Source organism: Mariniflexile litorale (assembly GCF_031128465.2).
Taxonomy (GTDB): Bacteria; Bacteroidota; Bacteroidia; order Flavobacteriales; family Flavobacteriaceae; genus Mariniflexile; species Mariniflexile litorale.
Map to the genome: position 1 here is coordinate 2,547,620 of NZ_CP155618.1, position 23,568 is coordinate 2,571,187.

Sequence of the window (23,568 nt, forward strand, 5' to 3'; positions counted from 1 at the left end):
AATAATAATCAGAATGTTAATAAAAGCCAACAAAACCGTTGTAGGAGGGATTATCCCTCCTATGGTCACTCCCCTGTTATCTGATAATCTTTCATTAGATATTAAAGGAGTAAATAACCTGTTAGAACATTTAATTGCTGGTGGCGTTCACGGGGTGTTTGTTTTAGGTACCACAGGAGAATCTACAAGTTTAAGTTATAAAACAAGAGAGCAACTTATAAATGAAAGTTGTAAAATTGTTAATAGCAGAATCCCTGTTTTTGTAGGAATTACCGATACATCTATTGAAGAGAGTTTGCAATTAGCATCTATGGCCAAAAAAGCTGGAGCTTCATATGTGGTGGCGGCACCACCATACTATTATGGTTTAGGTCAAGAAGAATTATATAAATATTATTGGAGACTGGCAGATTCACTTCCTTTACCACTTTTCCTTTATAATATGCCTTCACATACAAAAATAAATATTGATGAAAGAACGGTTGTTCGTTTGTCTGAACATCCAAATATCGTAGGTTTAAAAGATAGTTCTGCAAATACGGTTTATTTTCAATCATTATGCTATCTGTTAAAATCCAAACCAGATTTTTCTCTTATTGTAGGTCCAGAAGAAATTACTGCCGAAACCATATTGATGGGAGGAAAAGGAGGCGTTAATGGTGGTGCCAACATGTTTCCTAAACTTTATGTCGCTTTATACAATGCAGCTATAGCTAAAGATTTGGCGCGTATTGAAGTCTTACAAAGTCTAGTTATGGATATCACTACAAGTATTTATACATTGGGGTCTTATGGGTCTAGTTATCTAAAAGGTCTTAAAGGAGCATTGGCAACATTAGGAATTATTCAAGCGCATATTGCACCGCCATTTAGTTGTTTTGATGAAAAGGAGATGAATAAAGTTGTTAAAAACATCAAAAGAATTGAAAAAGAAATCATTAAACTATTGTAATACGATTAAAGTTTAAATCTAACCAGTTTAAGCTGTTTTGAGTTCCCCTATTTCTATATAATACATGCCTGCGTAACTAAGTAAAACTAAATTAATGAATACTATTGATCTCATCGTTTTTTTTATTTATATAGGTGGTATAGCCCTTTTTGGAGGCTCTTTCTTTAAAAAAAATAGAACATCTTCAGCATATACCGTTGGTAATAAAGATATACCAAGTTGGGTAGTGACTATGTCTATTTTTGCGACTTTCGTAAGTAGTATCAGTTATTTAGCGTTACCAGGAAATGCGTTTCAGTCTAATTGGAATGCGTTGGTGTTTAGTTTGTCGCTTCCTATTGCAACACTTATTGCGGTTAAGTATTTTGTACCATTATACCGGAAAATTAATAGTCCTTCAGCTTATACCTTTATGGAACAGCGTTTCGGGCCTTGGGCACGAATTTATGTTTCCATTTGTTATTTATTAACCCAATTGATGCGGATCGGCACTATTTTGTATTTACTGGCACTCACTTTAAATGCGATAACAGGTTGGGATATTGCCACTATAATTGTATTCACAGGCTTAATTGTAGTAGTTTATTCCATGTTAGGCGGTATTACTGCGGTGTTATGGACAGATGCTATTCAAGGTATTATTCTAATAGTTGGTGCTTTAGTGTGTATTGGTTTTATGTGTTACAATATGCCTGAAGGACCTATGCAAATATTCAGTATAGCAGCTGATAATGATAAATTTGGTTTAGGTAGTTTTGAATTGGATTTATCGAAACCAACATTTTGGGTGGTTTTGATTTACGGTGTTTTTATAAATCTTCAAAACTTTGGAATTGATCAGAATTATGTACAGCGTTATATGGTTTTAAAATCGGATAAAGAAGCACAACGTTCCGCATTAATTGGTGGATTAATTTATTTGCCAATTTCGGCATTGTTTCTCTTTATTGGAACCGCTCTTTTTGCATATTATAATTCTGCTGAAGTGCTTCCTGATGCATTACAAGATATTAGTAAAGCCGACAGAGTGTTTCCATATTTTATCGTGAATGCTTTGCCTTCTGGCGTAACGGGATTAATGATTGCATCTATTTTCGCAGCAGGAATGAGTACCATTTCCACAAGTTTTAATAGCTCAGCTACGGTATTTCTAACCGATTATTATAACAAGTATTTCAAACAAGATGCGAGCGACAAGCAACGTATGAAAGTGCTTTATACATCTTCATTAATAATAAGTATTATAGGAATAGGTATTGGAATAGCCATGATAAACGTAAAAAGTGCTTTAGATGCTTGGTGGAAATTATCCTCAATTTTTAGTGGTGGCATGTTAGGATTGTTCCTTTTAGGCATATTTACTAAAACTAAATATGTGAAAGGTGCTATTATTGGTATGATTTCAGGGGTGTTAGTTATTCTTTGGTTAACTTTTTCTGAAACCATTTTCGGAAAAGACTCCATAGGAGCATCATTTCACACTTACTTAACTATCGTGTTTGGTACGATTGCAATTTTTTTGGTTGGTTTTTTAGTGTCTATGCTTATGCAACCTAAAAAACAATCATCTTAAATTTTAATATTGAATAAATTAAATAAAAATGAATTTTAAAAACTTAATAGGGCAACTGCCTAAAATAGGAATTCGTCCTGTAATTGATGGTAGGTTAGATGGTGTTAGAGAATCACTTGAAGTTTCTACTATGAATATGGCAAAAATAGCAGCCGATTTTTTATCTAAAAATTTAAGACATGCCGACGGTAGTCCAGTAGAATGTATTATTTCAGATACATGTATTGGAGGTGTTGCCGAAGCAGCAGCTTCTGCCGATAAATTTTCAAGAGAAGGTGTTGGTGTCAGTTTAACGGTAACACCTTGTTGGTGTTATGGTAGTGAAACCATCGATATGGATGCAACACTTCCAAAAGCCATTTGGGGTTTTAATGGTACCGAGCGTCCTGGTGCTGTATATTTAGCAGCTGCCTTAGCGGGACATAACCAAAAAGGCATTCCAGCTTTTGGTATTTATGGTCGCGATGTACAAGATAGTAACGACACGAGTATTCCTGAAGATGTTCAAGAAAAATTATTGCTTTTTGGAAAAGCAGGATTAGCCGTTGCTACCATGAAAGGAAAATCATATCTATCAATGGGTTCGGTGTCTATGGGAATTGCGGGTTCTATTCTAGATCCTAATTTCTTTGAAAGTTACCTGGGCATGCGCTGTGAAAATATCGATATGTCTGAATTCATCCGTAGAATTGAACAAGAAATTTACGATAAGGATGAATATAAAAAAGCTTTAGCATGGACAAAAGCAAAATGTAAAGAAAGCAAAAATTATAATCCACCGGAAAAAGTAAAATCACGTGAAGCCCTAGATAAGGATTGGGAGTTTGTGGTCAAAATGGCATTGATTGGACGCGATTTAATGATAGGCAATCCAAAATTAAAAGAAATAGGTTACGCCGAAGAAGCTCTGGGTAGAAATGCTATTTCTGGTGGTTTCCAAGGGCAACGCCAATGGACAGATCATTTTCCGAATGGGGATTTTATGGAAGCTATTTTAACATCGTCTTTCGATTGGAATGGCATCCGTCAACCTTTTATGTTTGCTACCGAAAACGATAGTTTAAACGGAATATCTATGCTATTCGGTCATTTATTAACTGGAGCCGCTCAAATTTTTAGTGATGTACGTACGTATTGGAGTCCTGATGCGGTAAAACGCGTTACAGGTCACACGCTTACTGGAGATGCTGCAAACGGATTTATTCATCTTATCAACTCAGGAGCATCGGCTTTAGATGGTACAGGGCAACAAACCATTAATGGTAAACCAGTCATGAAGCCTTGGTGGGATATTACAGAAAATGAAGTTGAAAAATGCTTGGAACACACTACTTGGGGACCAGGCATGTTAGAATATTTTAGAGGTGGCGGTTATTCGTCAACCTTTAAAACCAAAGGCGGAATGCCAGTTACCATGTGCCGTATTAACATTGTAAAAGGTATTGGTCCAGTGTTACAAATAGCCGAAGGTAAAACCATCGAACTTCCAGAAGATGTACATAATACCATTAATGAGCGTACCAATCCTACATGGCCAACCACGTGGTTTGTGCCCAATTTAACGGGTAAAGGCGCGTTTAAAGATGTGTATAGCGTCATGGCAAATTGGGGTGCGAATCATGGTGCGTTCACTTACGGTTATATTGGGGCCGATTTAATAACCTTGGCATCTATGTTGCGTATTCCAGTAAATATGCACAATGTTGATGAAGATAAAATTTTCCGTCCAAGTGCATGGGCATCGTTTGGTATGGACAAAGAATCATCCGATTATAGAGCATGTGCAACATATAAAGCACTTTACGGATAAATAGTTTTTGGGCGTTACCACAAGGGTCGGGCTTTACACTGTATCTTTTTTTCGTGCCTCAAAAAAGGATGCCGTTTCAATCCCTAACGCAACTAAAAAGCGGCTTCAAAAAATTGAAGCCGCTTTTTAGTTTGATAAAATCATATCATCATAAGGAATCACAACGTCAAACCCTTTATCTTTAAAATAAGCAGTTGGGTTTTCTTCCGAAGTAGCCAAAACAAAATCGCCACCCCAAGCACCAAGACTTTTTATACTTCCATTAAAATCATTGAATAAAAGTGATTTAACGGTTTGTTGTTTGATAATTTTTGAAATAATAATTTCATGTTGTGTCATTAAAGCATCAAAATCCTTTAGATTAGAACAGGAAATGGTTTTAGTGGTTATGTCGTTAATTTCAGAAATTGAAGAAGCAATATTACCTTTATTCGATTTGTAATTGGCAATACCATCACGACTATTTTGCTTTTTATTTAAATAAACAAAATATAAACAATTCTTAAATTTTGGTTTAAAATCAACTGAATTTATAAGTATGTTGTCTTTTTGTAATTGGTAAGTAATAGGCGTGCTATTCTGTGCACAAGCAATATCATAACCACTACCACCAAATGTTTTTTCTAATAATTCAAACGCATTTATATGTGCCCATTGTGCGATGTTATTTATTAAGGTTGAAGAAGTACCTAATCCCCAATTTTTAGAAAATGTTAAATGTGTAGAAATTTTAAAACCATTTTTAGAGTTTAAGAAAGCTGGATTTAGTGTTTTTATCGCATTTAATATTTGGATAATTCGTTGTGAAACGTCATTGCGAGGAGGTAACGACGAAGCAATCTTATCAATCAAAAAAGTGTCCTCAAACCAAACATTACCTTTTTCATCAAAACTATTCCAAACAATTTTAGGTTCGTTTATCGTTTCAATGTTTAACGATTGACCAAATTTTGTTGGTAACGCGAGTGATAAAGCAGCATCAAGCACTACATATTCACCTGTAATTAAAAGTTTTCCGTTACTGTAAAATTTCTGCATTCGTCAATCGTTCTTCTTAAATCGTAAATCTTTAATAGCTTCAACTACCGCACTATGTGTTACCACATTTGTTTTAAAATGTTCGGTTAAGGTTTGTTTTTCAACGTCGGTGGCTTCAAATTGATTTAATATATTCATCAAGTGCATTTTCATATGTCCCTCTTGAATCCCAGTTGTAGTTAAAGAACGTAAAGCTGCAAAGTTCTGAGCTAATCCAGCTACGGCTACAATTTGCATCAACTCTTTGGCTGTTGGGTGGTGTAACAATTCTAATGATAATTTTACCAAAGGGTGTAATCCAGTAAGTCCACCCACAGTTCCTAATGCCAATGGAATTTCCATCCAAAAAGTGAATATACCATTTTCAACTTTAGCATGAGATAAGCTACTGTATGTTCCATGTCTTGAAGCATAGGCATGAATACCAGCTTCAACAGCTCTAAAATCGTTTCCAGTAGCTAAAACAACAGCATCAATGCCATTCATAATACCTTTGTTATGCGTTACAGCACGGTATGGTTCTACTTCGGCAATATTTACAGCTTGTATAAATTTAGTAGCAAATTCTTCCGCAGAAATATTTTTATCTTCACTTATATCTTCAATCTTGCAACTTACTTCGGCACGTACCAAACAGTCGGGAACATAATTGGAAAGTATGCTCATAACAATTTGAATCTCTTTTTCTTCCGCAGAAAAAGCATTAAAACTTAAAGCTTCAGTTTTAAACGTTTTAGCAAATTGTTCTAAGCAGGAGTTTATAAAATTAGCCCCCATAGCATCCAATGTTTCAAACGAAGCATGCAGCTGATAATAGCCTTTTATATCTTGTGTTTTATCTCGTAATTCAATATCTAAAATGCCACCACCACGCTTTTCCATGTTCTTGGTAATGGGTATTGCATTTTCTATTAGTTTTGGTTTTATATAATTAAAGAAGTTTTTTAATGTTTCAACATGACCGTAATACATAAAATGCACCTGACCAATTTTTGTTGTCGAAAGAACTTGAGTTTTAAAACCACCTCTATCCATCCAAAATTTAGCAGCTTTACTAGCTGCAGCAACTACCGAACTTTCTTCAATAGCCATAGGTATGGTGTATAATTTTCCGTTTATTAAAAAATTTGGGGCAACACCAAGTGGTAAATAATAATTGGTAATGGTGTTTTCAATAAACTCGTCGTGAAGTTGTTGAATTTTTTCGTTAGTATTCCAATATTGTTTTAGAATGCGTTTAGCATTTTCAGCATTAGAAAAGTAGGTTTCAACTATCCAATCAATTTTTTTGGATTTCGATAGTTTAGAAAAGCCAGAAATAGCAGCGCACATTAATTTTAGTTTAGTTATCAGGCAAAGATAGTACATCCTTTTTTTATACGAACCTAGTGGTATTTAATTGTTAATATTTGGGGTTTTTTGAAGAATTTTTAGTAAACTTGAAAACTTTTAGTAAAACCGCAACGATTGATTGAAATTAACAAGATTATTTTAATGTTTTAGAATTTTAATCGGTATATTTTAATAATAATTTTACAATAAATTCATGGCAGTTAATACATTAAAACCACATCAAAAAGAACTTTGGGGACAACCTATAGGATTATACATTTTATTTTTAACAGAAATGTGGGAGCGTTTCTCTTATTATGGAATGCGCGCCTTATTAGTTTTGTATATGACAACTTCAACCTTAGGCGATGATGCCAGAGGAGCAGGTTTAGGATGGACTAGTCAAGAAGCATTGGCTCTTTATGGTTGGTATACGATGTTAGTTTATGTGATGTCTATTCCTGGTGGGATGATTGCAGATAAATTAATAGGACAAAAAAAGGCAGTTTTATATGGTGCCATTATTTTATGTATAGGTCATGGTGTTTTAATTCTTACCGATATTTGGGCGTTTTATACAGGACTAGGACTTGTTATTTTAGGAGTGGGTTTATTAAAACCAAACATTTCAACAATGGTTGGAGGATTGTATAAAGAAGGCGATATACGAAGAGATAAAGGTTTTAGTATTTTTTATATTGGAATTAACACGGGAGCACTGTTAGCAACAATGGTAATTGGTGCGGTTGTAGCTAAATGGGGTTGGCATGCTGGATTTGGTCTTGCAGGAATTGTTATGCTTTTAGGGTTAATAAATTATGTTTTTGGGCAAAAGTATTTAAAGAAAGTAGGTAATTTTGTATCCAGTTCGAAAGATGTAGACGAAGTGTCTTATGTTAAATTATATTCTAAATTATTATCATCTCCCAAACAATTACTTATTGTTGGAATTCTATTTCTAAGTTCTATATATGGGTGGTACACCTTAGAGTGGGGGTTTGGTTTATTATTTCTTTTCTTAACAGCTATTGCTGCTTTATTAATTATGATTTACAAAGAATTAGATTCACAAATCTTCAAAGACAGATTTTTAGTTTTATTGCTGTCTTTTATAATGGTGATTATATTTTGGGGGGCTTTTGAACAGGCAGGAGGACTCATGAATCTATATACAGAATCAAAAACAGATAGGGTTCTTCTTGGGTGGACAATTCCAACAGTTATGTACCAAAGTTTGAATGCCGGTTTTATAATCATTTTTGCTACCATAGTTGCTGGTTTCTGGGCTAAACGAAAATTAAAGGGAAAAGAAGCATCGTCATTATTTAAAATGGCATTAGGAATTATTATCATGGGCTTTGGGTTTCTTTTCATGGTATTCGCAGCCATGGAATTTGAAAAATCAGGAACATCAAGTATGATTTGGTTAGTTTTAGCATATTTATTTCATACCATTGGAGAGCTTTGTATTTCTCCTGTGGCTTTATCATTTATAACCAAATTGGCTCCCGTTAAATATGCCTCTTTAATGATGGGGGTGTATTTTGCAGCAACAGGTTTAGGCAATAAAGTTGCAGGACTTGTGGGAGAATCGGCTTCCCATTATGGAGAATATGCGGTTTTTTCAGGAATACTAATCTTTACGGTTATCATGGGAACTTTATTTATTTTATTGCTAAAGCCTCTAAAGCGCTTAACACATGCAGCTGAAGATAATGAACGCATTATGCATTCTGATGAAGCTGAAGGTTTTGAATTAGCAGATAATTAAAATATATTAATATCACTGTTTTTAGAATTTGTGAGGTTATCCTTTTTTTTAAAATAAATCATTTATGAATACAGACATTGAAAATCTATTTAAAGACAAAGTTTTAGGGCATCCCGCAGGGCTTTTTGTATTGTTTTTTACTGAAATGTGGGAGCGTTTTTCTTTCTATGGTATGCGAATATTATTAGTGCTTTTTTTAACAGCCCCAATTTTAAGTGACAATCCAGGCTGGGAATGGCCTCGTGAACACGCTTTGGCTTTAATAGGTACCTACGCTTCATTATTATACTTAACGCCCATTATTGGAGGTTGGGTTGCCGATAAAATTACAGGATATAGAGTAGCAGTCGTTATAGGTTGTTTGATAATGACACTAGGTCACGCATCAATGGCTTTGGAAACGACACTCACATTTTATATTGGGTTGGCTTTGTTGGTTGTAGGAACAGGTTTTTTTAAGCCAAATATTACTTCTATTATTTCTGAAATGTATAAAGGTAAGGAATCGAAAAAAGATGGCGCCTATACCATTTTTTATATGGGAGTAAATGCAGGGGCATTTTTTGGAATGATGCTTTGCGGATATTTAGCAGAAAATAAAGGGTGGTCTTGGGGTTTTGGTTTAGCTGGAATATTTATGTTTTTAGGGATGTTACAATTTTGGTTAGCGGGTAATTTGTTTGGTGACATAGGAGCAAAACCAAGTAAAGTACATGAGGTTGAACTGCCTCAAAATATTAATGAAAAAAGCACTATTGTTTCAGAAGAATCGTTTTCAGAAGAAAAATTAAATCCTTTTACAGTCTTTGATAAAATATTAGTCATCTTATCGTCGGTAGGAGGGTTGCTTTATTTATTTAATGATCCATTGGAAAAAATAAAGGGCATAGGCTTAATTCCATTTGAAATTGGAGGTTTAAGCGGTTCCAATGTTATTGTTTTGACGGCTTTAGTTTTGTTTCTTCTTCTATTGATAATCCGAATTTCTAGATACATTCCTATTGTAAGAGATAGAATTATTGCTGTGACCATATTTGGAGTTTTTACGGTTTTCTTTTTTGCGTTTTTTGAACAGTCTTTAGGGTCTATGACCTTATTTGCAAGAGACTATACCGATAGAGAATTAGTGGGCAATTCTGCAATGGTTTTTAAAGTGGTTGATGCTTTATTAACTACTATTCCACTCATAATTATCACATGGGTTATTTACTTACTTACTAGAAAAACATTTTCAAGAATTGGTGTTTCTAATATTGTGCTAGCTATTGCTTTTATAGGAGTTTGGGGTTTAGTTATTTATAGATTGAGTGATAAATTTTCTCAGGAAGGCAATCAAATAGATGCTACTTGGTTTGGTATTCTTAATTCATTTTTTATTATTACACTCGCTCCTTTTTTTTCAAAGTGGTGGGAAAGTAAATATAACCCCAGTGCAGCCATGAAATATGGTATTGGTTTAATTCTTTTAGGTGTTGGTTTTGCGATCTTGTCTTATGGAGCCTCGGGTATTCCATCGGGAGCAAAAACGGCTTCAGTAAGTATTATATTTTTAATTTTAGCATATCTATTCCATACAATGGGCGAACTTTGTTTGTCGCCATTAGGACTTTCATATTTGAGTAAGTTAGTACCAGCCCGTATGATAGGGTTTATGTTTGGTATTTGGTATTTGGCAATTGCTGTAGGACAAAAAGCCGCAGGAACTATGGGAGGAATGATTGATAAAATTTCTGAACAATATTCGTTAGGAACATTTTTCTTGATATTTACGCTTATTCCTATTGGTGTGGGGTTTATTTCGATATTTTTAAATCCAGTGCTAAAAAAACTAATGCACGGTATCCGTTAATCGAAAAAAAGGTTAAAAAATATTCAAAATGCGCGGTTTTTGGCGCATTTTTTGTATGTTCGATATTAGTTTTTTGAAAAAAGTGAATTATGAAGAGAATTTTATATGTATTATCATTTGCTGTTTTAACCTCGATTAGCAGTATAGCACAGGAAATTAATTGGGTAACACTTGAAAAAGCAGTTGAACTTCAAAAGAAAACTCCAAAAAAAATAATGATGGATGTTTACACCAATTGGTGCGGACCTTGCAAAATGTTAGATAAAAACACCTTTCAAAATCCTGATGTTGTTAAATATGTGAATGCAAATTATTATGCTGTTAAGTTTAATGCCGAAGGAAATGACAATATTACTTACAAAGGTAAAACTTATTCTAATCCTGGATATAAACCAGAAATGGCTAGCAGACGTAATGCTAACCATGAATTATCACATTATTTACAAATTCAAGCATATCCTACCATTGTTTTTATGGATGAAAAGGGGGATGTTATTGCGCCAATTAAGGGGTATCAAACACCTCCACAGTTAGAACTGTATCTAAAAATGTTTAAAGTAGATGAGCATAAAAATTTAGACACTCAAGAAAAATTTAACGCTTATTACACAGCTTTTAAACCTGAATTCAAAGGTTGATAAAAATCAATATTCAATTATAAAAGCTCCCTTTTTACCAGTTTGGTGAAAAGGGATTTTTCTTTTTTTACAAATGGTTTCCCAATGTTCAATATACGATTTGTAATTACTTCCATCAGCTATTAAGTATTTGGGTTTTATAGAATCTATTAATCGATTCAAATTTATTTGGGGAGATTGACGTAACAAGACATAATCTGGTTGAAACGATTTTATCTTGTAAATACTTAAACTATCAATAACTAATAAGGTCTTATTATTGATTATATAAACTGACTGTAACGAATCTTCTTCAATCGTTTTTATGTGATTTCCAGTTTTATAATCTTTAATTATTTTATTTTTTATTTTAGTTATGTTATCCAGGTCACTTGCTATTGTTATTTTGTTTTTGTTGGTGTTTCCTAATAGAGAATATCTGCTTTTATGAAATATAATAAACTCATGTTTCGGTTTTTCATAAGAGGTAGAGATAATAGCACATTGCCCAATTAAAATAGTTATTAAAAATAATTTTAAAGAAGCATAATTTCGTTTTATATAAAACTGAGTTAACGTAATAATAAATAGGTAAGAAGCAAAAACATATAAAAGACTAAAGGGAATATCTTTAAAAAGAAACGGTTCCTGTTTTGAAATCCAACCAACAAAACTATTCATTAAACTAATAATATATCCGTAAATGCTTGCTACTAACTGTGGCAGTATATTTGTAATGGCTAAAATCATTAAGAAAATACCATAACTTAGAATAATTCCTAAAAGCGGAATGATAACCAAGTTAGATAGAAAGAACAAACTTGGAAATTGATGAAAATAATACAAACTGAGAGGAATAACACCAAATTGTGCAGAAATAGTAACGGTTAATGTATGCCATAGTTTATCAGAAAGCCAATATTTGGTTTTCCATAGTTTATATAATAATGGGTCGAGACAAACGATAGCACAAACAGCCAAATAACTTAATTGAAACCCCACATCGAACAAAAGCAACGGTTTAAAAAGGAGAATAACAAACATAGAAAGTGCCAAAGTGTTAAAAATATTGGTGGGGCGTTTTAAATTCATGGCAAAGGCAATAATACTAAACATAGTTACTGCTCTAGTTACAGAAGCTGATAATCCTGCGATGAGAGCAAAACTCCACAAAACCGTTACAAGTAATAAGGTTTTTATGAGTTTACCGTGTTTTAGACGCTCTATGGGTTTAAAAATAAATTGCAACAATAATAATATAATACCAATATGTAATCCTGATATAGCTAAAATATGTATAGCACCTGCATTGGTATAACTCGTGTAAACTTCTTCACTAATATCTTGGCGTTGACCCAGTAAAAGAGCGTTAATAATAGCTAATTCATCAGGCTTAAAACGGTAATTTTTAAGTTTTTTGTTGATGTAGTTTCGGATGTTGTTGGCAACTCCAAAAAGAGTTGTTTTCTCAGATTTTACTTTGAAAAGAGATGCTTTCAAAGTAAATATTTGATGGTAAATGTATTTCTTCTGTAAATAGGTTTTATAGTTGAATTGATGCGGGTTTAAAGGAGGGGTCAAATCTTTAAAAGCTGTTTTACTTATAAATATATCGTCAACATCGAGAAGCTTTGTTATAGAATCTTTTTGAATGTTTAATAAGGTTCTTCCTGAAGTTTTATTATTATCAATCTCTAATAAATCTACGATGTATTTGTCATGATAAACACCCGGTTTTAAAACTTCTCGTATTTTAAAAGTGATGGTTTTTAAGGAGTCTTTTTCTTTTGAAAGTTGATAGGTGTAATGTTTAGGATGATTTTTTTCGTTGTGAAAGTTTGTTACCAGTATCCCAACTAAAATCATGGTAATAAAACTAAAAATACCAAACCAAATAGTTTTAATAAATTGTTTTTTAGCAACAAAATAAAACGCTGTTAAAAAAACTAAACTTATGCCTGTTAAAAGCAAGGTTAAAAGTAAAGGTATGGTATAAAAACAGGCAATTATAATGCCTATAATAAAGCAAATTGTTAGTTTTATTATGGTGAAATTGAGTAGCCGCATAACTACTCTAAAATATGAAATATCTTATAATATCCTACGTGCTTCAACAAAAGCATTATTCCAATAATTTTCTGAAAGTTTAGAAACAATAACGCCCGCTCTTGTAGTGGAGTGAATAAATTCAATATCACCATTTTCGTTAGTAATTACAAGTCCTACATGGCTAATATCGTTTCGTCTATTCATGGTTTTAAAAAAAAGTAAATCGCCCTCTTGAGTGTTTTTTAAAGATACTTTATCACCTTGTTTAGCCATGTCTCTTGAAATTCTAGGTAGAATAACATTGAATGCTCTAAACGATTCAAATACCAAACCAGAACAATCCATACCATCTCTGGTGGCACCCCCAAACTTATATTTTACACCACTAAATTGTTTTGCGTAGTCTATAATATCAAATGCTTTTGAATTATTGGCTCGAGTGACAGTAGATTCATGCTTTTTATCGAAATCTTTTCGAGCCTCATAGACATCGTTATGTATGTCGTGATTTCGTTTTGGTATAATCGTTCTAGAAGAATTACTTTTTTTAACTACAATGCTTTTCGAAGATTTGCAACTAGTAAGGCAAAAGCTGATTATAAGTAGGATGATTGCAATGTTTTTCAAGAACTTCATTAGGCTTTAATAGATTTGTAAATTAATTTGGCAGTTTTTTCACTGGCACCTTTTCCGCCCAGGGCTTTTTCCAATTCGTAATAATCAATAAAGATTTTGGAGCGCTCTTTTTCATCTAAAATTTTTTCGAGCTCTTTTTTTAATCGTTTTTTATTGAAATCATTTTGTATTAGCTCTGTAACCACTTCTTTGTCCATAATTAAATTAACCAACGAAATAAATTTTAAGGTGACAATGCGTTTTGCAATTTGGTAAGAAATAATGCTTCCTTTATAACAAACAACTTGTGGTACTTTAAATAAGGCGGTTTCTAAAGTTGCGGTTCCGGAGGTTACTAAGGCGGCATACGAAATACTCAACAAATCGTAGGTTTTATTTGAAATAAATTTTATGTTATTAGACATCATAAAAGGCTCATAAAAACTAAAATCTTGACTCGGTGCCCCTGCGATAACAAATTGATAGTTTGGAAAATTATCAACAACACTAAGCATAACCGAAAGCATATTTTTTATTTCTTGTTTTCGACTACCAGGTAGCAAAGCAATAATTGGTTTGTCACTTAATCCGCTTTCGGCTTTAAATTTATAGATATCAATCTGTGTTCTATTGGCAATAGCATCAATTAATGGATGGCCGACGAATGTTACTTTGTAATTGTGTTTTTTATAAAAATCTTCTACAAAAGGCAATATCACATACATAGCATCTATATCACGTTTTATAGCTTTTACTCTGCCAGCTCTAGATGCCCAAACTTGTGGTGAAATATAATAGTTAGTTTTAAAACCATTTTGTTTTGCCCATTTTGCTATGCGTAAATTAAAACCTGAATTGTCTATGAAAATAATAACATCGGGCTTAAATGCTTCAATATCGTTTTTACACAATGCTATATCTTTAAAAATAGCAGATAGGTTCATAATTACTTCAGCAAAACCCATAAAAGCACGTTCTTTATAGTGTTTTACTAATGTGCCGCCAACTGCTTGCATGAGGTCGCCACCCCAAAACCTAAAATTAGCATGTACATCTTCATTTAGTAATGCTTTCATTAGGTTTGAAGCATGTAAATCGCCCGATGCTTCTCCTGCTATAATGTAATATTTCATTTTTTTGTTATCAGGTTGAGTTGTTATATAACGTACAGTCGAGATGCGTGGTCTATTTTTAAACTTCTCGGCTGAAGAGATATGTAATGATTAAAACAGATTAAACACAAATGTAAAAACAGCTATAAAAATAGTTATTAATAAAACACCTCGAGCTCGATAATCTTGGCGTTTTTTTATGAAAATAAAAAAAACAATTAAATTTAAAACAGCCCCTAAACTTATAAGTTTACCTAAAAAACCTTCGTTAGTGGCAGCTTTTATAACAGTTGTGAAATCATCACCTTGTCCTAAAATTGTCGCAGTTAATAACAATCCTACGCTATTAGCAATTAAACCGACAAGCATACCTATAAAAATATCTTTTTTAATCATTTTAAATTCCAAGTATTTAAAGTTTGAATATAATGATGTGCGGTTAAATCGAATTGAACAGGTACGACCGAAACATAGCCGTTTTCCAAAGCCCATTCATCTGTATCTTCACCTGCATCTAAGTTGACAAATTTCCCTGTAAGCCAATAATAATCACGCCCTTGTGGTGTTTTGCGTTTGTCAAACTCTTCCACCCAATTCGCTTTGGCCTGACGGCAAACTTTTATGCCTTTTATCTCTTTTTCTGTAAGGTTGGGAATGTTAACATTTAAAACAATGCCATTTGCTAAACCTTCTTTTAAAACATTTTCGGTTATTGTTTTTATAAAACTTTTGGTAGCTTCAAAATTGGCGCTCCAAGCATAATCCAATAATGAAAAACCAACAGCAGGAATCCCCTCAATGCCGGCTTCAATAGCAGCACTCATAGTTCCTGAGTATATTACATTTATAGATGAATTTGAACCATGATTAATCCCCGATACACAAATATCTGGTTTTCGGGTAAGTTTCTCTCTTATGGCTAATTTTACACAATCGGCAGGTGTTCCCGAACAACTGTATTCTATTTGTGGACCATCATCAATAAAAACTTGTTCAACATATAGTGTCGAATCTAATGTAATAGCGTGTCCCATACCGCTTTGCGGGCTATCGGGAGCCACCACAACCACGTTACCAATGGTATTCATTACAGAAATTAAAGTTCTAATACCAGGTGCATTTATGCCATCGTCATTAGTAACTAATATAAGCGGTTTTTTTGTCATTTCTTAATAAAAAAGTATCGCTAAAATACATAAAATCCTTAGTAAATGGGTTATTTCTTTAGTTTAACAAAAAATTATTAGCCATTGCCGGTATTGGCATGGTTTTTTCTTTATTTTAGTAAAAAAATGAAGGCGTTATATGAGCCATAGAATATTAATCGAATGAGAAAAATTATGAGAAGTAATTATAAAGTGCTATTATTATCATTATTGCTAGCCTTTGCATCGTGCAGTTTTACAACTAAAAAATTCAGTAATCCCGATAAAGATAAGTTACTAATTCAGGTAATTACTTTTGTTTTAGAACAAGGGCACTTTGACCCTATTGTCTTGGATGATACGTTTTCAGCAGAATTGTTTAAAGATTATTTAGAAATAATTGATCCAGTGAAACGTTATTTCTATGAATCTGATTACAAGGAGTTTGAAAAGTATAAGTTAACCATTGACGATCAGTTAAAAGCAACTGATATTACCTTTTTTAACGTGGTGCACGAACGCATGCTGAAACGTATTGAAGAAGCTAAAGAAATTTATAAAGAAGTGTTGTCGGAACCTTTTGATTATTCAACCGATGAAATTTTTAATACCGATTATGAGAAAACAGGCTTTGTAAATAATAGAAGTGAGTTAAAAGATAGATGGAGGCAACAACTTAAGTTTTCTACCCTTTCAAATTACGACGATTTAATAGATCAAGAAGAATTGGCTAAAAAAAATGATCCATTATATGTAATGAAAATGGATGCGGTGATTGAAAAAGAAGCACGTGAATCTACTTTAAAATCGATTAATGTATATTTTAATGACAATATTGACGATTTAGAACGTGAAGACTGGTTTGCTATTTATGTAAATACGATTGTTGAAGAATTCGATCCACATACCTATTATTTAGCCCCAAGAAGTAAAGAAGATTTTGATCAGCGTATGTCTGGTAAATTAGAAGGTATCGGTGCTAGATTGCAAAAAAGAATGGACTATATAAAAATTGTAGAATTAATTTCTGGAGGACCTGCTTGGAGAAGTAAAGAATTAGAAGTTGAAGATATTATTTTAAAAGTAAAACAAGAAAAAGAAGCATTCCCAGTAAATATTGTGGGCATGCGTATTAATGATGCTATTAAATACATCAAAGGACCAAAAGGAACCAAAGTAACTTTAACAATTAAAAAAGTTGATGGTACTATTAGAGATGTTGTTATTACTAGAGATGTGGTTGAATTGGAAGAAACATATGCCAAGTCATCAGTGATTAGAAAAGATAATATGGCATTTGGAGTGATTGATTTACCTTCTTTTTATGTTGATTTTCAGGACTATAAAAATATTAACGCAGCCAAAGACGTAAAAGCAGAAATAGAGCGTTTAAAAGCGGAAGGTATTCAAGGCTTGATATTAGATTTACGCAACAATGGCGGTGGTTCTTTACCAACGGTAGTCGATATGGCAGGTTTATTTATTAAAGAAGGGCCTATCGTGCAAGTCCGTTCTACGGGCGAAGCTAAAGAAGTGTTGAGAGATAAAGACAAGTCTATTTCTTGGGATGGTCCCTTGGTTATTTTGGTAAACGAAATATCGGCATCAGCTTCTGAAATTATGGCTGCCGCTATGCAAGATTATAAACGTGCTATTATTATTGGTGGCAAACAAACCTATGGAAAAGGTACGGTTCAAAATGTTATCAACTTGAATAATATGCTCAGAAATAATACCAGTGGTGATTTAGGAGCATTGGCATTAACCACTCAAAAATATTATAGAATCAATGGAGGTTCGGTGCAATTAGAAGGTGTTAAAAGTGATGTGAATGTTCCTGGACGTTTTAGTTTTATCGAAGTTGGCGAAAAAGATAAAGATAACCCATTACCTTGGGATGAAATTGATGCTGCTGACTATACACCTTGGGAAAATTATTTCGATTATGACGCAACTATTAGGAAAAGTAAAGAACGTATGAGCCATAACGCACAGTTGAAACTTATTGAAGATAACGCAAAATGGGTAAAAAGTAAAATTGACGAAACGTTGGTTTCTTTAAACTATAAAAAGTATAGATCAGCATTGGAGTTGAATGAAAATGAAGCGAAACGATTTGATGCTTTAACAAATTATAAAAGTAATTTAACCTTCGATTCAACGAAATATGAAAAGGCACTTTTTAATAATGATACAACCGATTTGAAAGAAAAACGTACCCGTTGGCACGAGAGTTTAAGCCATGATATATATGTTGAAGAAGCTGTTCATGTTTTAGAAGATTTAAAAATGTCATATTCTATTAAAAAAGTAGCAGCTACAGCAAAAAATTAAGTGATTTATGAGTCATAAATCAAACTCATTAAAACAATTAGCGCTCCAAAAATTTAAAAAGAATTTTTGGGGCGTTTTCAGTTTTTATTTTATAGTATTTGTTGGGTTAATATCAGTGTTTGCTTATGCGTTAGCGCCCGATAACTCAGAATATGCAAACCAAATGCATTTGGCTATTCACTCAAAAAAACCTGGGTTTAAAGTTACCATACTTACTATACCTTCTCAGTTAGAAACGAATCAAAATAGTTTTGATAAATTGTTTTTTGGAAAGAAAAATGCCGATACTGAAATCCCCATTTCAGAATATAAAGTTGAAAATGGTATATTAACTTATAAGGAATACGCATCCGATGGGTTAGAAGGTGTTGAGAAAACCATGTTAATCAATGCGTTTCCCAATAAATCAACAGAAACTTATATAAAAGAAAAAAAATTTCTTTTGGGAACCGATAAATATGGACGCGATTTGTTAAGTCGCGTTTTAGTAGGAGCAAGAATCTCATTTTTTATAGGCTTTGTGGCTGTTTTTATATCCTTAGTTATTGGTGTATTTATGGGAAGCGTTGCGGGGTATTTTGGAGGTAAAGTAGATGCTGTAATTATGTGGATTATTAATGTAACCTGGTCTATTCCAACCTTGTTGTTAGTTATTGCAATTACCTTGGCTTTAGGAAAAGGTTTTTGGCAAGTATTTATTGCTGTGGGACTTACTATGTGGGTTGAGGTAGCAAGAGTGGTGCGCGGACAAATAATAAGCGCTAAAGAAATGCAATATGTTACAGCGGCGCGTGCTTTAGGTTTCAACGATTATAGAATTATTACTAAGCATATTTTGCCTAACATTATGGCACCTGTTATTGTAATTTCAGCTGCAAATTTTGCCGCGGCTATTTTAATAGAAAGTGGCTTAAGTTTTCTTGGTATTGGTGCACAACCACCCATGGCAAGTTGGGGAGCTATGATAAAAGACCACTACAATTATATCATTCTTGGGAAACCTTATTTAGCCATTATACCAGGACTCTGTATTATGAGCTTAGTGATGGCGTTTATGCTTATTGGTAATGCGTTACGCGATGCTTTGGATGTGAAAGATTAACTGGGTTTTGTGAGTTGATTTAATGTTTATGAAATTCATAGCTTTTATTTATTATCTTGCTTATTTCTTTAGAAATCTCACCTTGGTTGTTTTGTTACCGGCCTACCATATATAATTGAGTGTTATGGTCAAAAAAGTTTATTGATTTTGAACACCGACATAAAAATGAGCATTGCTATTGCAGCCAATAAATGAAGCCCAAAGCCAATATAATTTATGATTTTTATATAGATGTTATTATGAAAACCTACGATGGAATAGAGAGCGAATATCAAAATACATGCTTCGAGGCATAATGTGAATGCTTCTCTAAATTCGAAGTAATGTTGTTGCATATTCAAATTTTTATTAACCCAAAAAACAAGTATACTTATCACAACAATGGCATTTAAATAAGAAATTAATAAAGTTGTTTTTTGTGTTTTATATCCTATAACAAAGGCTACTACGTGGCAAATCAAGACAAAAACGATTACTAGATTTATGTATGTGTCATTCATGACTATAATTGGTGTTTACATTCTGTTCGCTTGCAGATAATTGACGTGATATAAAATCGTGTAAATGTTTTATTTGTAAAACAAATTGACTGATTCTTTATGCAAAACAAATTAGAGATACTAATTTATTGGTAGAGTCTTAAATAGTATCCAGTTCCATATTGTTGTTCAACTCATCGATATATCTCAAAACATCATCTTTTCCTGCTTCGTTGCTTGATGAGGTAATGAAGTAATTAGGTACCTCTTCCCAAGTTTCTAAAAGCACTTTTTTGTAGTCTTCAACATGTCTTAAAATTGCATTGGGTTTTAATTTGTCTGCTTTGGTGAAAATTATTGAAAACGGGATGCCGTTTTCACCCAGCCACTGCATAAATTCTAAATCGATGGGTTGTGGTGTGTGACGAATGTCAACTAAAATAAAAGCATTTATTAATTGCTCGCGTAAGTTGAAATATTGGGTAATGAATTTTTGAAAAGTCTTTTTGGCATTTTTTGAAACACGAGCATAACCATAACCCGGTAAATCTACCAAATGCCAATTTTTATTAATTAAAAAATGATTTATAAGTTGTGTTTTTCCAGGCCTGCCCGAAGTTTTTGCTAAGCTTTTTCGGCTGGTTAGCATATTTATAAGTGATGATTTGCCAACGTTACTTCTACCAATAAATGCGTATTCGGGTAGTAATCCTTTGGGGCATTTTGCCACATCGGAATTACTCATTACAAATTCGGCCGATTTTATATGCATTTGCTGGTTTTTTTGTTATTCCCATGAAGCCGGGAATCTTATTAATTGAATTTCAGATTTCCTATATTGGAATTTGGTTTTTCAAAGATAAGATTTTAATTAAATACCTCTTTTTTGTAACCAAGCATCAAGAATTTGGTTAAACTCGTCAGGATGTTCCATCATTGCTGCATGTCCGCATTTATCAATCCAAAATAATTCAGAATCAGGTAAAAGACTGTCAAATTCTACAGCGACTTCTGGTGGTGTTACGTTATCGTTTTTCCCCCAAATTATGCATGTAGGTGTATTCATTTTTGGTAAATCTTTAGCCATATTGTGTCGAATGGCACTTTTAGCAATGGCTAATGTTTTTATAAGCTTGTTACGGTCGTTTACGGTTTCGTAAACTTCATCTACAATTTCTTTAGTAGCTACGGCAGGATCGTGAAAAACATATTGTGCTTTCTTTTTAATAACCTCATAATCGCTGCGTTTGGTGTAGCCGCCACCCATTGCGCTTTCGTAAAGACCAGAGCTTCCAGTTATAATCAATGCTTTTACTTTTTCAGGAAACTGTTTTGTATGATATAAGCCAATGTGACCTCCTAAGGAATTTCCTAATAAAATAACTTCCTCGTACCCCTTAAATTCTATAAAGTCGTGTAAGTATTTGGCAAAGCTTTTTACATTAGTTTTTAGTAAAGACATGGTGTAAATAGGGAGCTCAGGAATGATAACTTTATATCCTTTTTGGCTAAAATATTTAATTACGGAATCAAAATTACTTAAGCCACCCATTAATCCGTGTAATACTATAATTGGCGTGCCTTCACCAGCCTCAATGTAGCTGTAATCCTTCTCTTTTTTTAAACGATGCGTCATTAATCGGGGTCATTGCTTTGAAAACAAATATAGTTATTTCATTCATATTTCAATCATTTTATTGGTTTTCAAAAATAATATTTAAAAATAGCGATGTTAACAAAATGCTGTGTTATTAAAAAGTAGTGTTTAATCTATTGATACTTAGTGATAGTGGGTATTGTTGTGTTGTAAAAACATTCATAAACAACGTTTGATCGAAAAATTATCAACAAAGTGGTATAAAGTGGTAAAAAGTGGTAAAATTTTCAATATATTTGGAACTTAAACCCTATAAAGCTCAGAAAACACATTGGACTTATTAACAGGAACATACGATTGCAAAGTGGATGCTAAAGGTCGGTTGATGATGCCTTCTCCGCTAAAAAAGCAACTGTCTTCAGTTTTGGAGGACGGGTTTGTGTTGCGTCGTTCTGTGTTTCAAAAGTGTTTGGAGCTCTATCCGATGAAAGAATGGCAGGTGCTTATGCAAAAAATGAATAAGCTTAATCGGTTCAATAAAAAGAATAATGATTTTATTCGTCGTTTTACAGCAGGTGTTAAAATAGTAGAGGTAGATGTGAATGGGCGTTTATTAATACCTAAAGATTTAACAGTATTTGCAGATATTTCAAAAGACATTGTAGTAGCCTCCGCAATTAATATTATTGAGATTTGGGACAAAGATTTATATGAACAAGCCATTGACGATGCAGCTTTAGATTTTGCAGATTTAGCTGAAGAAGTTATGGGACAAGACGAAGATGAGCATGGAATATCATAACCCAGTATTACTAAAAGAAACTGTTGACGGATTGAATATTAATCCAGACGGGACTTATGTGGATGTTACTTTTGGTGGCGGTGGGCATAGTAAAGAAATATTAAAGCGTCTTGGTGATAAAGGGAAGTTGTTTGCTTTCGATCAAGATCTAGATGCTCTTAAAAATACAATTGACGATTCAAGGTTTACCTTGATAAACGAAAACTTTCGTTATATAAAACGTTTTTTAAGGTTTTATGGCGTGAAGAAAGTAGATGGGGTTTTGGCTGATTTTGGTGTATCGTCACATCAGTTTGATGTCGCTGAACGCGGATTTTCAACACGTTTCGAAGCAAATTTAGATATGCGAATGAATCAGGAAAGTGCTCTATCGGCTTTTCAGGTTGTAAACAAGTATGAAGAAGAACAGTTGAAACAAGTGTTTTTACAATACGGAGAATTGAGAGCGGCGCCTGCTATGGCAAAATTAATTGTGGAGCATCGAGAGTCGCAGCCTATAATTACTAGTGAGGAATTAAAAACAGTATTGAAAAAGTTTTTGCCCCCACGACATGAAAACAAAGTATTGGCTCAAATATATCAGGCCATACGAATTGAGGTAAATCAGGAAATTGAAGCGTTAAAAGAGTTTTTAGAACAAACGCCTGAGATTTTAAATGAAAGAGGACGATTGAGTTTGATTTCTTATCATTCTTTAGAAGACAGATTGGTAAAACGCTTTATAAGAAACGGTATGTTCGAAGGGGAACCAGAACGTGATGTGTATGGGAATTTTGAAGTGCCTCTTAAAAAAGTAAAAGGTTTGATTGTGCCTTCAAAAGAAGAAATAAAAAATAATAGTAGAGCAAGAAGTGCAAAGCTTCGGATTGCTGAAAAAATATAATTCCATCCTTAATCCTTCCCAAAGGGAAGGAAACTCTGTTGAAAAACAGAAAGGGATGCTTAGAATAATAATCAAGTAATTAATTCTTCCTTTTTGGGGAAGATGTCTCAGAGGGACAGTTGGGGAATGAAAACAAACATTTATAAAATATTAAAAGGCACCTTTTTGGTAAGCGATGATTCTTTTAAGAATTGGAGGTTTATCATATTTATTTCGGCTTTAGCTATAGTGATGATTGCTAGTTCGCATAGTGCTGATAAAAAAGTATACGAAATAGCGCGATTAAAAAATGAAGCAAGTGAAATGCGATCTGCCTTTATTGATGGTCGCTCTAGGCTTATGAAACTAAAAATGGAATCGAATGTGATGGGTGTTATGCAGGAAAAGGGTATAGAACCATCTGCTATTCCACCAAAAAAAATAAAAGTAATATCTCAAAAATAAAGACAGGAGTTAAGTGATAAACGAGAAAAGCATATTAAACCGATTGTATTTTGTTGCTGGATGC

General features: G+C 33.3%; 20 protein-coding genes. 11 read left to right on the forward strand and 9 right to left on the reverse strand.

Annotation, left to right across the window (positions count from 1 at the left end; translation table 11 throughout):
* The first annotated feature begins 13 nt into the window (after positions 1 to 13).
* From QLS71_RS10425 to QLS71_RS10435, 3 genes are all read left to right on the forward strand, one after another.
* Positions 14 to 952, forward strand: a complete 939-nt coding sequence (locus tag QLS71_RS10425) for a dihydrodipicolinate synthase family protein (protein WP_308992913.1) — start codon at positions 14 to 16, stop codon at positions 950 to 952.
* Positions 953 to 1,046: 94 nt separating this feature from the next.
* Positions 1,047 to 2,525 (forward strand): sodium:solute symporter, encoded by a 1,479-nt coding sequence (locus tag QLS71_RS10430; RefSeq protein ID WP_308992914.1) that lies wholly within the window; start codon positions 1,047 to 1,049, stop codon positions 2,523 to 2,525.
* 28 nt (positions 2,526 to 2,553) lie between these two features.
* Positions 2,554 to 4,335: an L-fucose isomerase gene (locus QLS71_RS10435; protein WP_308992915.1), complete on the forward strand. Its 1,782-nt coding sequence runs from the start codon at positions 2,554 to 2,556 to the stop codon at positions 4,333 to 4,335.
* Positions 4,336 to 4,461: 126 nt separating this feature from the next.
* Here QLS71_RS10435 and QLS71_RS10440 read toward each other — a convergent pair whose 3' ends face one another.
* Both QLS71_RS10440 and QLS71_RS10445 read right to left on the reverse strand, forming a co-directional pair.
* On the reverse strand, positions 4,462 to 5,373 hold the full coding sequence (locus tag QLS71_RS10440; RefSeq protein WP_308992916.1) for a GYDIA family GHMP kinase: 912 nt from the start codon (positions 5,371 to 5,373) through the stop codon (positions 4,462 to 4,464).
* A gap of 3 nt (positions 5,374 to 5,376) precedes the next feature.
* Positions 5,377 to 6,741 (reverse strand): hydroxymethylglutaryl-CoA reductase, degradative, encoded by a 1,365-nt coding sequence (locus QLS71_RS10445; RefSeq protein WP_308992917.1) that lies wholly within the window; start codon positions 6,739 to 6,741, stop codon positions 5,377 to 5,379.
* 178 nt (positions 6,742 to 6,919) lie between these two features.
* Here QLS71_RS10445 and QLS71_RS10450 point away from each other — a divergent pair, with 178 nt between their 5' ends.
* From QLS71_RS10450 to QLS71_RS10460, 3 genes are all read left to right on the forward strand, one after another.
* Complete coding sequence (locus QLS71_RS10450) at positions 6,920 to 8,476, forward strand: peptide MFS transporter (RefSeq protein ID WP_308992918.1); 1,557 nt, start codon at positions 6,920 to 6,922, stop codon at positions 8,474 to 8,476.
* Positions 8,477 to 8,540: 64 nt separating this feature from the next.
* Positions 8,541 to 10,325 carry a peptide MFS transporter gene (locus QLS71_RS10455; RefSeq protein ID WP_308992919.1) on the forward strand — a complete coding sequence of 595 codons (1,785 nt, stop codon included), beginning with the start codon at positions 8,541 to 8,543 and terminating at the stop codon, positions 10,323 to 10,325.
* Positions 10,326 to 10,414: 89 nt separating this feature from the next.
* Positions 10,415 to 10,963, forward strand: coding sequence for a thioredoxin fold domain-containing protein (locus QLS71_RS10460; RefSeq protein ID WP_308992920.1), 549 nt, complete (start codon positions 10,415 to 10,417; stop codon positions 10,961 to 10,963).
* Positions 10,964 to 10,969: 6 nt separating this feature from the next.
* Here QLS71_RS10460 and QLS71_RS10465 read toward each other — a convergent pair whose 3' ends face one another.
* The 5 genes from QLS71_RS10465 to surE form a co-directional block, all read right to left on the reverse strand.
* Entirely contained in the window at positions 10,970 to 13,009 is a 2,040-nt protein-coding gene (locus tag QLS71_RS10465; RefSeq protein WP_348636545.1) for a ComEC/Rec2 family competence protein, read from the reverse strand.
* Positions 13,010 to 13,033: 24 nt separating this feature from the next.
* Entirely contained in the window at positions 13,034 to 13,627 is a 594-nt protein-coding gene (locus QLS71_RS10470; protein ID WP_308992922.1) for a C40 family peptidase, read from the reverse strand.
* Positions 13,627 to 14,739, reverse strand: a complete 1,113-nt coding sequence (lpxB, locus tag QLS71_RS10475) for a lipid-A-disaccharide synthase (RefSeq protein WP_308992923.1) — start codon at positions 14,737 to 14,739, stop codon at positions 13,627 to 13,629. Before lpxB ends, QLS71_RS10470 begins: the two co-directional genes overlap by 1 nt.
* Before the next feature lie 90 nt (positions 14,740 to 14,829).
* Positions 14,830 to 15,114, reverse strand: coding sequence for a hypothetical protein (locus QLS71_RS10480; protein WP_308992924.1), 285 nt, complete (start codon positions 15,112 to 15,114; stop codon positions 14,830 to 14,832).
* A complete protein-coding gene (gene surE / locus QLS71_RS10485; protein WP_308992925.1) occupies positions 15,111 to 15,884 on the reverse strand; it encodes a 5'/3'-nucleotidase SurE in 774 nt (257 codons plus the stop codon). Before surE ends, QLS71_RS10480 begins: the two co-directional genes overlap by 4 nt.
* A gap of 174 nt (positions 15,885 to 16,058) precedes the next feature.
* Between surE and QLS71_RS10490 the strand changes: the two genes are divergently transcribed.
* Together QLS71_RS10490 and QLS71_RS10495 are read left to right on the forward strand one after the other, a co-directional pair.
* Positions 16,059 to 18,197: a carboxy terminal-processing peptidase gene (locus QLS71_RS10490; protein WP_308993076.1), complete on the forward strand. Its 2,139-nt coding sequence runs from the start codon at positions 16,059 to 16,061 to the stop codon at positions 18,195 to 18,197.
* A gap of 7 nt (positions 18,198 to 18,204) precedes the next feature.
* Positions 18,205 to 19,299 carry an ABC transporter permease gene (locus QLS71_RS10495; RefSeq protein WP_308992926.1) on the forward strand — a complete coding sequence of 365 codons (1,095 nt, stop codon included), beginning with the start codon at positions 18,205 to 18,207 and terminating at the stop codon, positions 19,297 to 19,299.
* Positions 19,300 to 19,938: 639 nt separating this feature from the next.
* Here the strand turns inward: QLS71_RS10495 and yihA are convergent.
* Together yihA and QLS71_RS10505 are read right to left on the reverse strand one after the other, a co-directional pair.
* Complete coding sequence (yihA, locus tag QLS71_RS10500; protein ID WP_308992927.1) at positions 19,939 to 20,550, reverse strand: ribosome biogenesis GTP-binding protein YihA/YsxC; 612 nt, start codon at positions 20,548 to 20,550, stop codon at positions 19,939 to 19,941.
* A gap of 99 nt (positions 20,551 to 20,649) precedes the next feature.
* Complete coding sequence (locus QLS71_RS10505; RefSeq protein WP_308992928.1) at positions 20,650 to 21,414, reverse strand: alpha/beta hydrolase; 765 nt, start codon at positions 21,412 to 21,414, stop codon at positions 20,650 to 20,652.
* Positions 21,415 to 21,706: 292 nt separating this feature from the next.
* Between QLS71_RS10505 and mraZ the strand changes: the two genes are divergently transcribed.
* The 3 genes from mraZ (at position 21,707) to QLS71_RS10520 (ending at position 23,504) form a co-directional block, all read left to right on the forward strand.
* Positions 21,707 to 22,177, forward strand: coding sequence for a division/cell wall cluster transcriptional repressor MraZ (gene mraZ, locus QLS71_RS10510; protein WP_308992929.1), 471 nt, complete (start codon positions 21,707 to 21,709; stop codon positions 22,175 to 22,177).
* On the forward strand, positions 22,164 to 23,060 hold the full coding sequence (gene rsmH, locus QLS71_RS10515; protein WP_308992930.1) for a 16S rRNA (cytosine(1402)-N(4))-methyltransferase RsmH: 897 nt from the start codon (positions 22,164 to 22,166) through the stop codon (positions 23,058 to 23,060). The genes mraZ and rsmH overlap by 14 nt, the downstream gene beginning before the upstream one ends.
* Positions 23,061 to 23,186: 126 nt before the next feature.
* The gene (locus QLS71_RS10520) at positions 23,187 to 23,504 is read left to right on the forward strand and encodes an FtsL-like putative cell division protein (RefSeq protein WP_308992931.1); all 318 of its coding nucleotides are present in this window, start codon (positions 23,187 to 23,189) and stop codon (positions 23,502 to 23,504) included.
* Positions 23,505 to 23,568 lie beyond the last annotated feature (64 nt).

Coding starts and splice junctions, on each gene's coding strand:
- QLS71_RS10425 (WP_308992913.1), top strand. CDS start 14: ATGTTAATAAAAGCCAACAAAACCGTTGTAGGAGGGATTATCCCTCCT.
- QLS71_RS10430 (WP_308992914.1), top strand. CDS start 1,047: ATGAATACTATTGATCTCATCGTTTTTTTTATTTATATAGGTGGTATA.
- QLS71_RS10435 (WP_308992915.1), top strand. CDS start 2,554: ATGAATTTTAAAAACTTAATAGGGCAACTGCCTAAAATAGGAATTCGT.
- QLS71_RS10440 (WP_308992916.1), bottom strand. CDS start 5,373: ATGCAGAAATTTTACAGTAACGGAAAACTTTTAATTACAGGTGAATAT.
- QLS71_RS10445 (WP_308992917.1), bottom strand. CDS start 6,741: ATGTACTATCTTTGCCTGATAACTAAACTAAAATTAATGTGCGCTGCT.
- QLS71_RS10450 (WP_308992918.1), top strand. CDS start 6,920: ATGGCAGTTAATACATTAAAACCACATCAAAAAGAACTTTGGGGACAA.
- QLS71_RS10455 (WP_308992919.1), top strand. CDS start 8,541: ATGAATACAGACATTGAAAATCTATTTAAAGACAAAGTTTTAGGGCAT.
- QLS71_RS10460 (WP_308992920.1), top strand. CDS start 10,415: ATGAAGAGAATTTTATATGTATTATCATTTGCTGTTTTAACCTCGATT.
- QLS71_RS10465 (WP_348636545.1), bottom strand. CDS start 13,009: ATGCGGCTACTCAATTTCACCATAATAAAACTAACAATTTGCTTTATT.
- QLS71_RS10470 (WP_308992922.1), bottom strand. CDS start 13,627: ATGAAGTTCTTGAAAAACATTGCAATCATCCTACTTATAATCAGCTTT.
- lpxB (WP_308992923.1), bottom strand. CDS start 14,739: ATGAAATATTACATTATAGCAGGAGAAGCATCGGGCGATTTACATGCT.
- QLS71_RS10480 (WP_308992924.1), bottom strand. CDS start 15,114: ATGATTAAAAAAGATATTTTTATAGGTATGCTTGTCGGTTTAATTGCT.
- surE (WP_308992925.1), bottom strand. CDS start 15,884: ATGACAAAAAAACCGCTTATATTAGTTACTAATGACGATGGCATAAAT.
- QLS71_RS10490 (WP_308993076.1), top strand. CDS start 16,059: ATGAGAAGTAATTATAAAGTGCTATTATTATCATTATTGCTAGCCTTT.
- QLS71_RS10495 (WP_308992926.1), top strand. CDS start 18,205: ATGAGTCATAAATCAAACTCATTAAAACAATTAGCGCTCCAAAAATTT.
- yihA (WP_308992927.1), bottom strand. CDS start 20,550: ATGCATATAAAATCGGCCGAATTTGTAATGAGTAATTCCGATGTGGCA.
- QLS71_RS10505 (WP_308992928.1), bottom strand. CDS start 21,414: ATGACGCATCGTTTAAAAAAAGAGAAGGATTACAGCTACATTGAGGCT.
- rsmH (WP_308992930.1), top strand. CDS start 22,164: ATGGAATATCATAACCCAGTATTACTAAAAGAAACTGTTGACGGATTG.
- QLS71_RS10520 (WP_308992931.1), top strand. CDS start 23,187: ATGAAAACAAACATTTATAAAATATTAAAAGGCACCTTTTTGGTAAGC.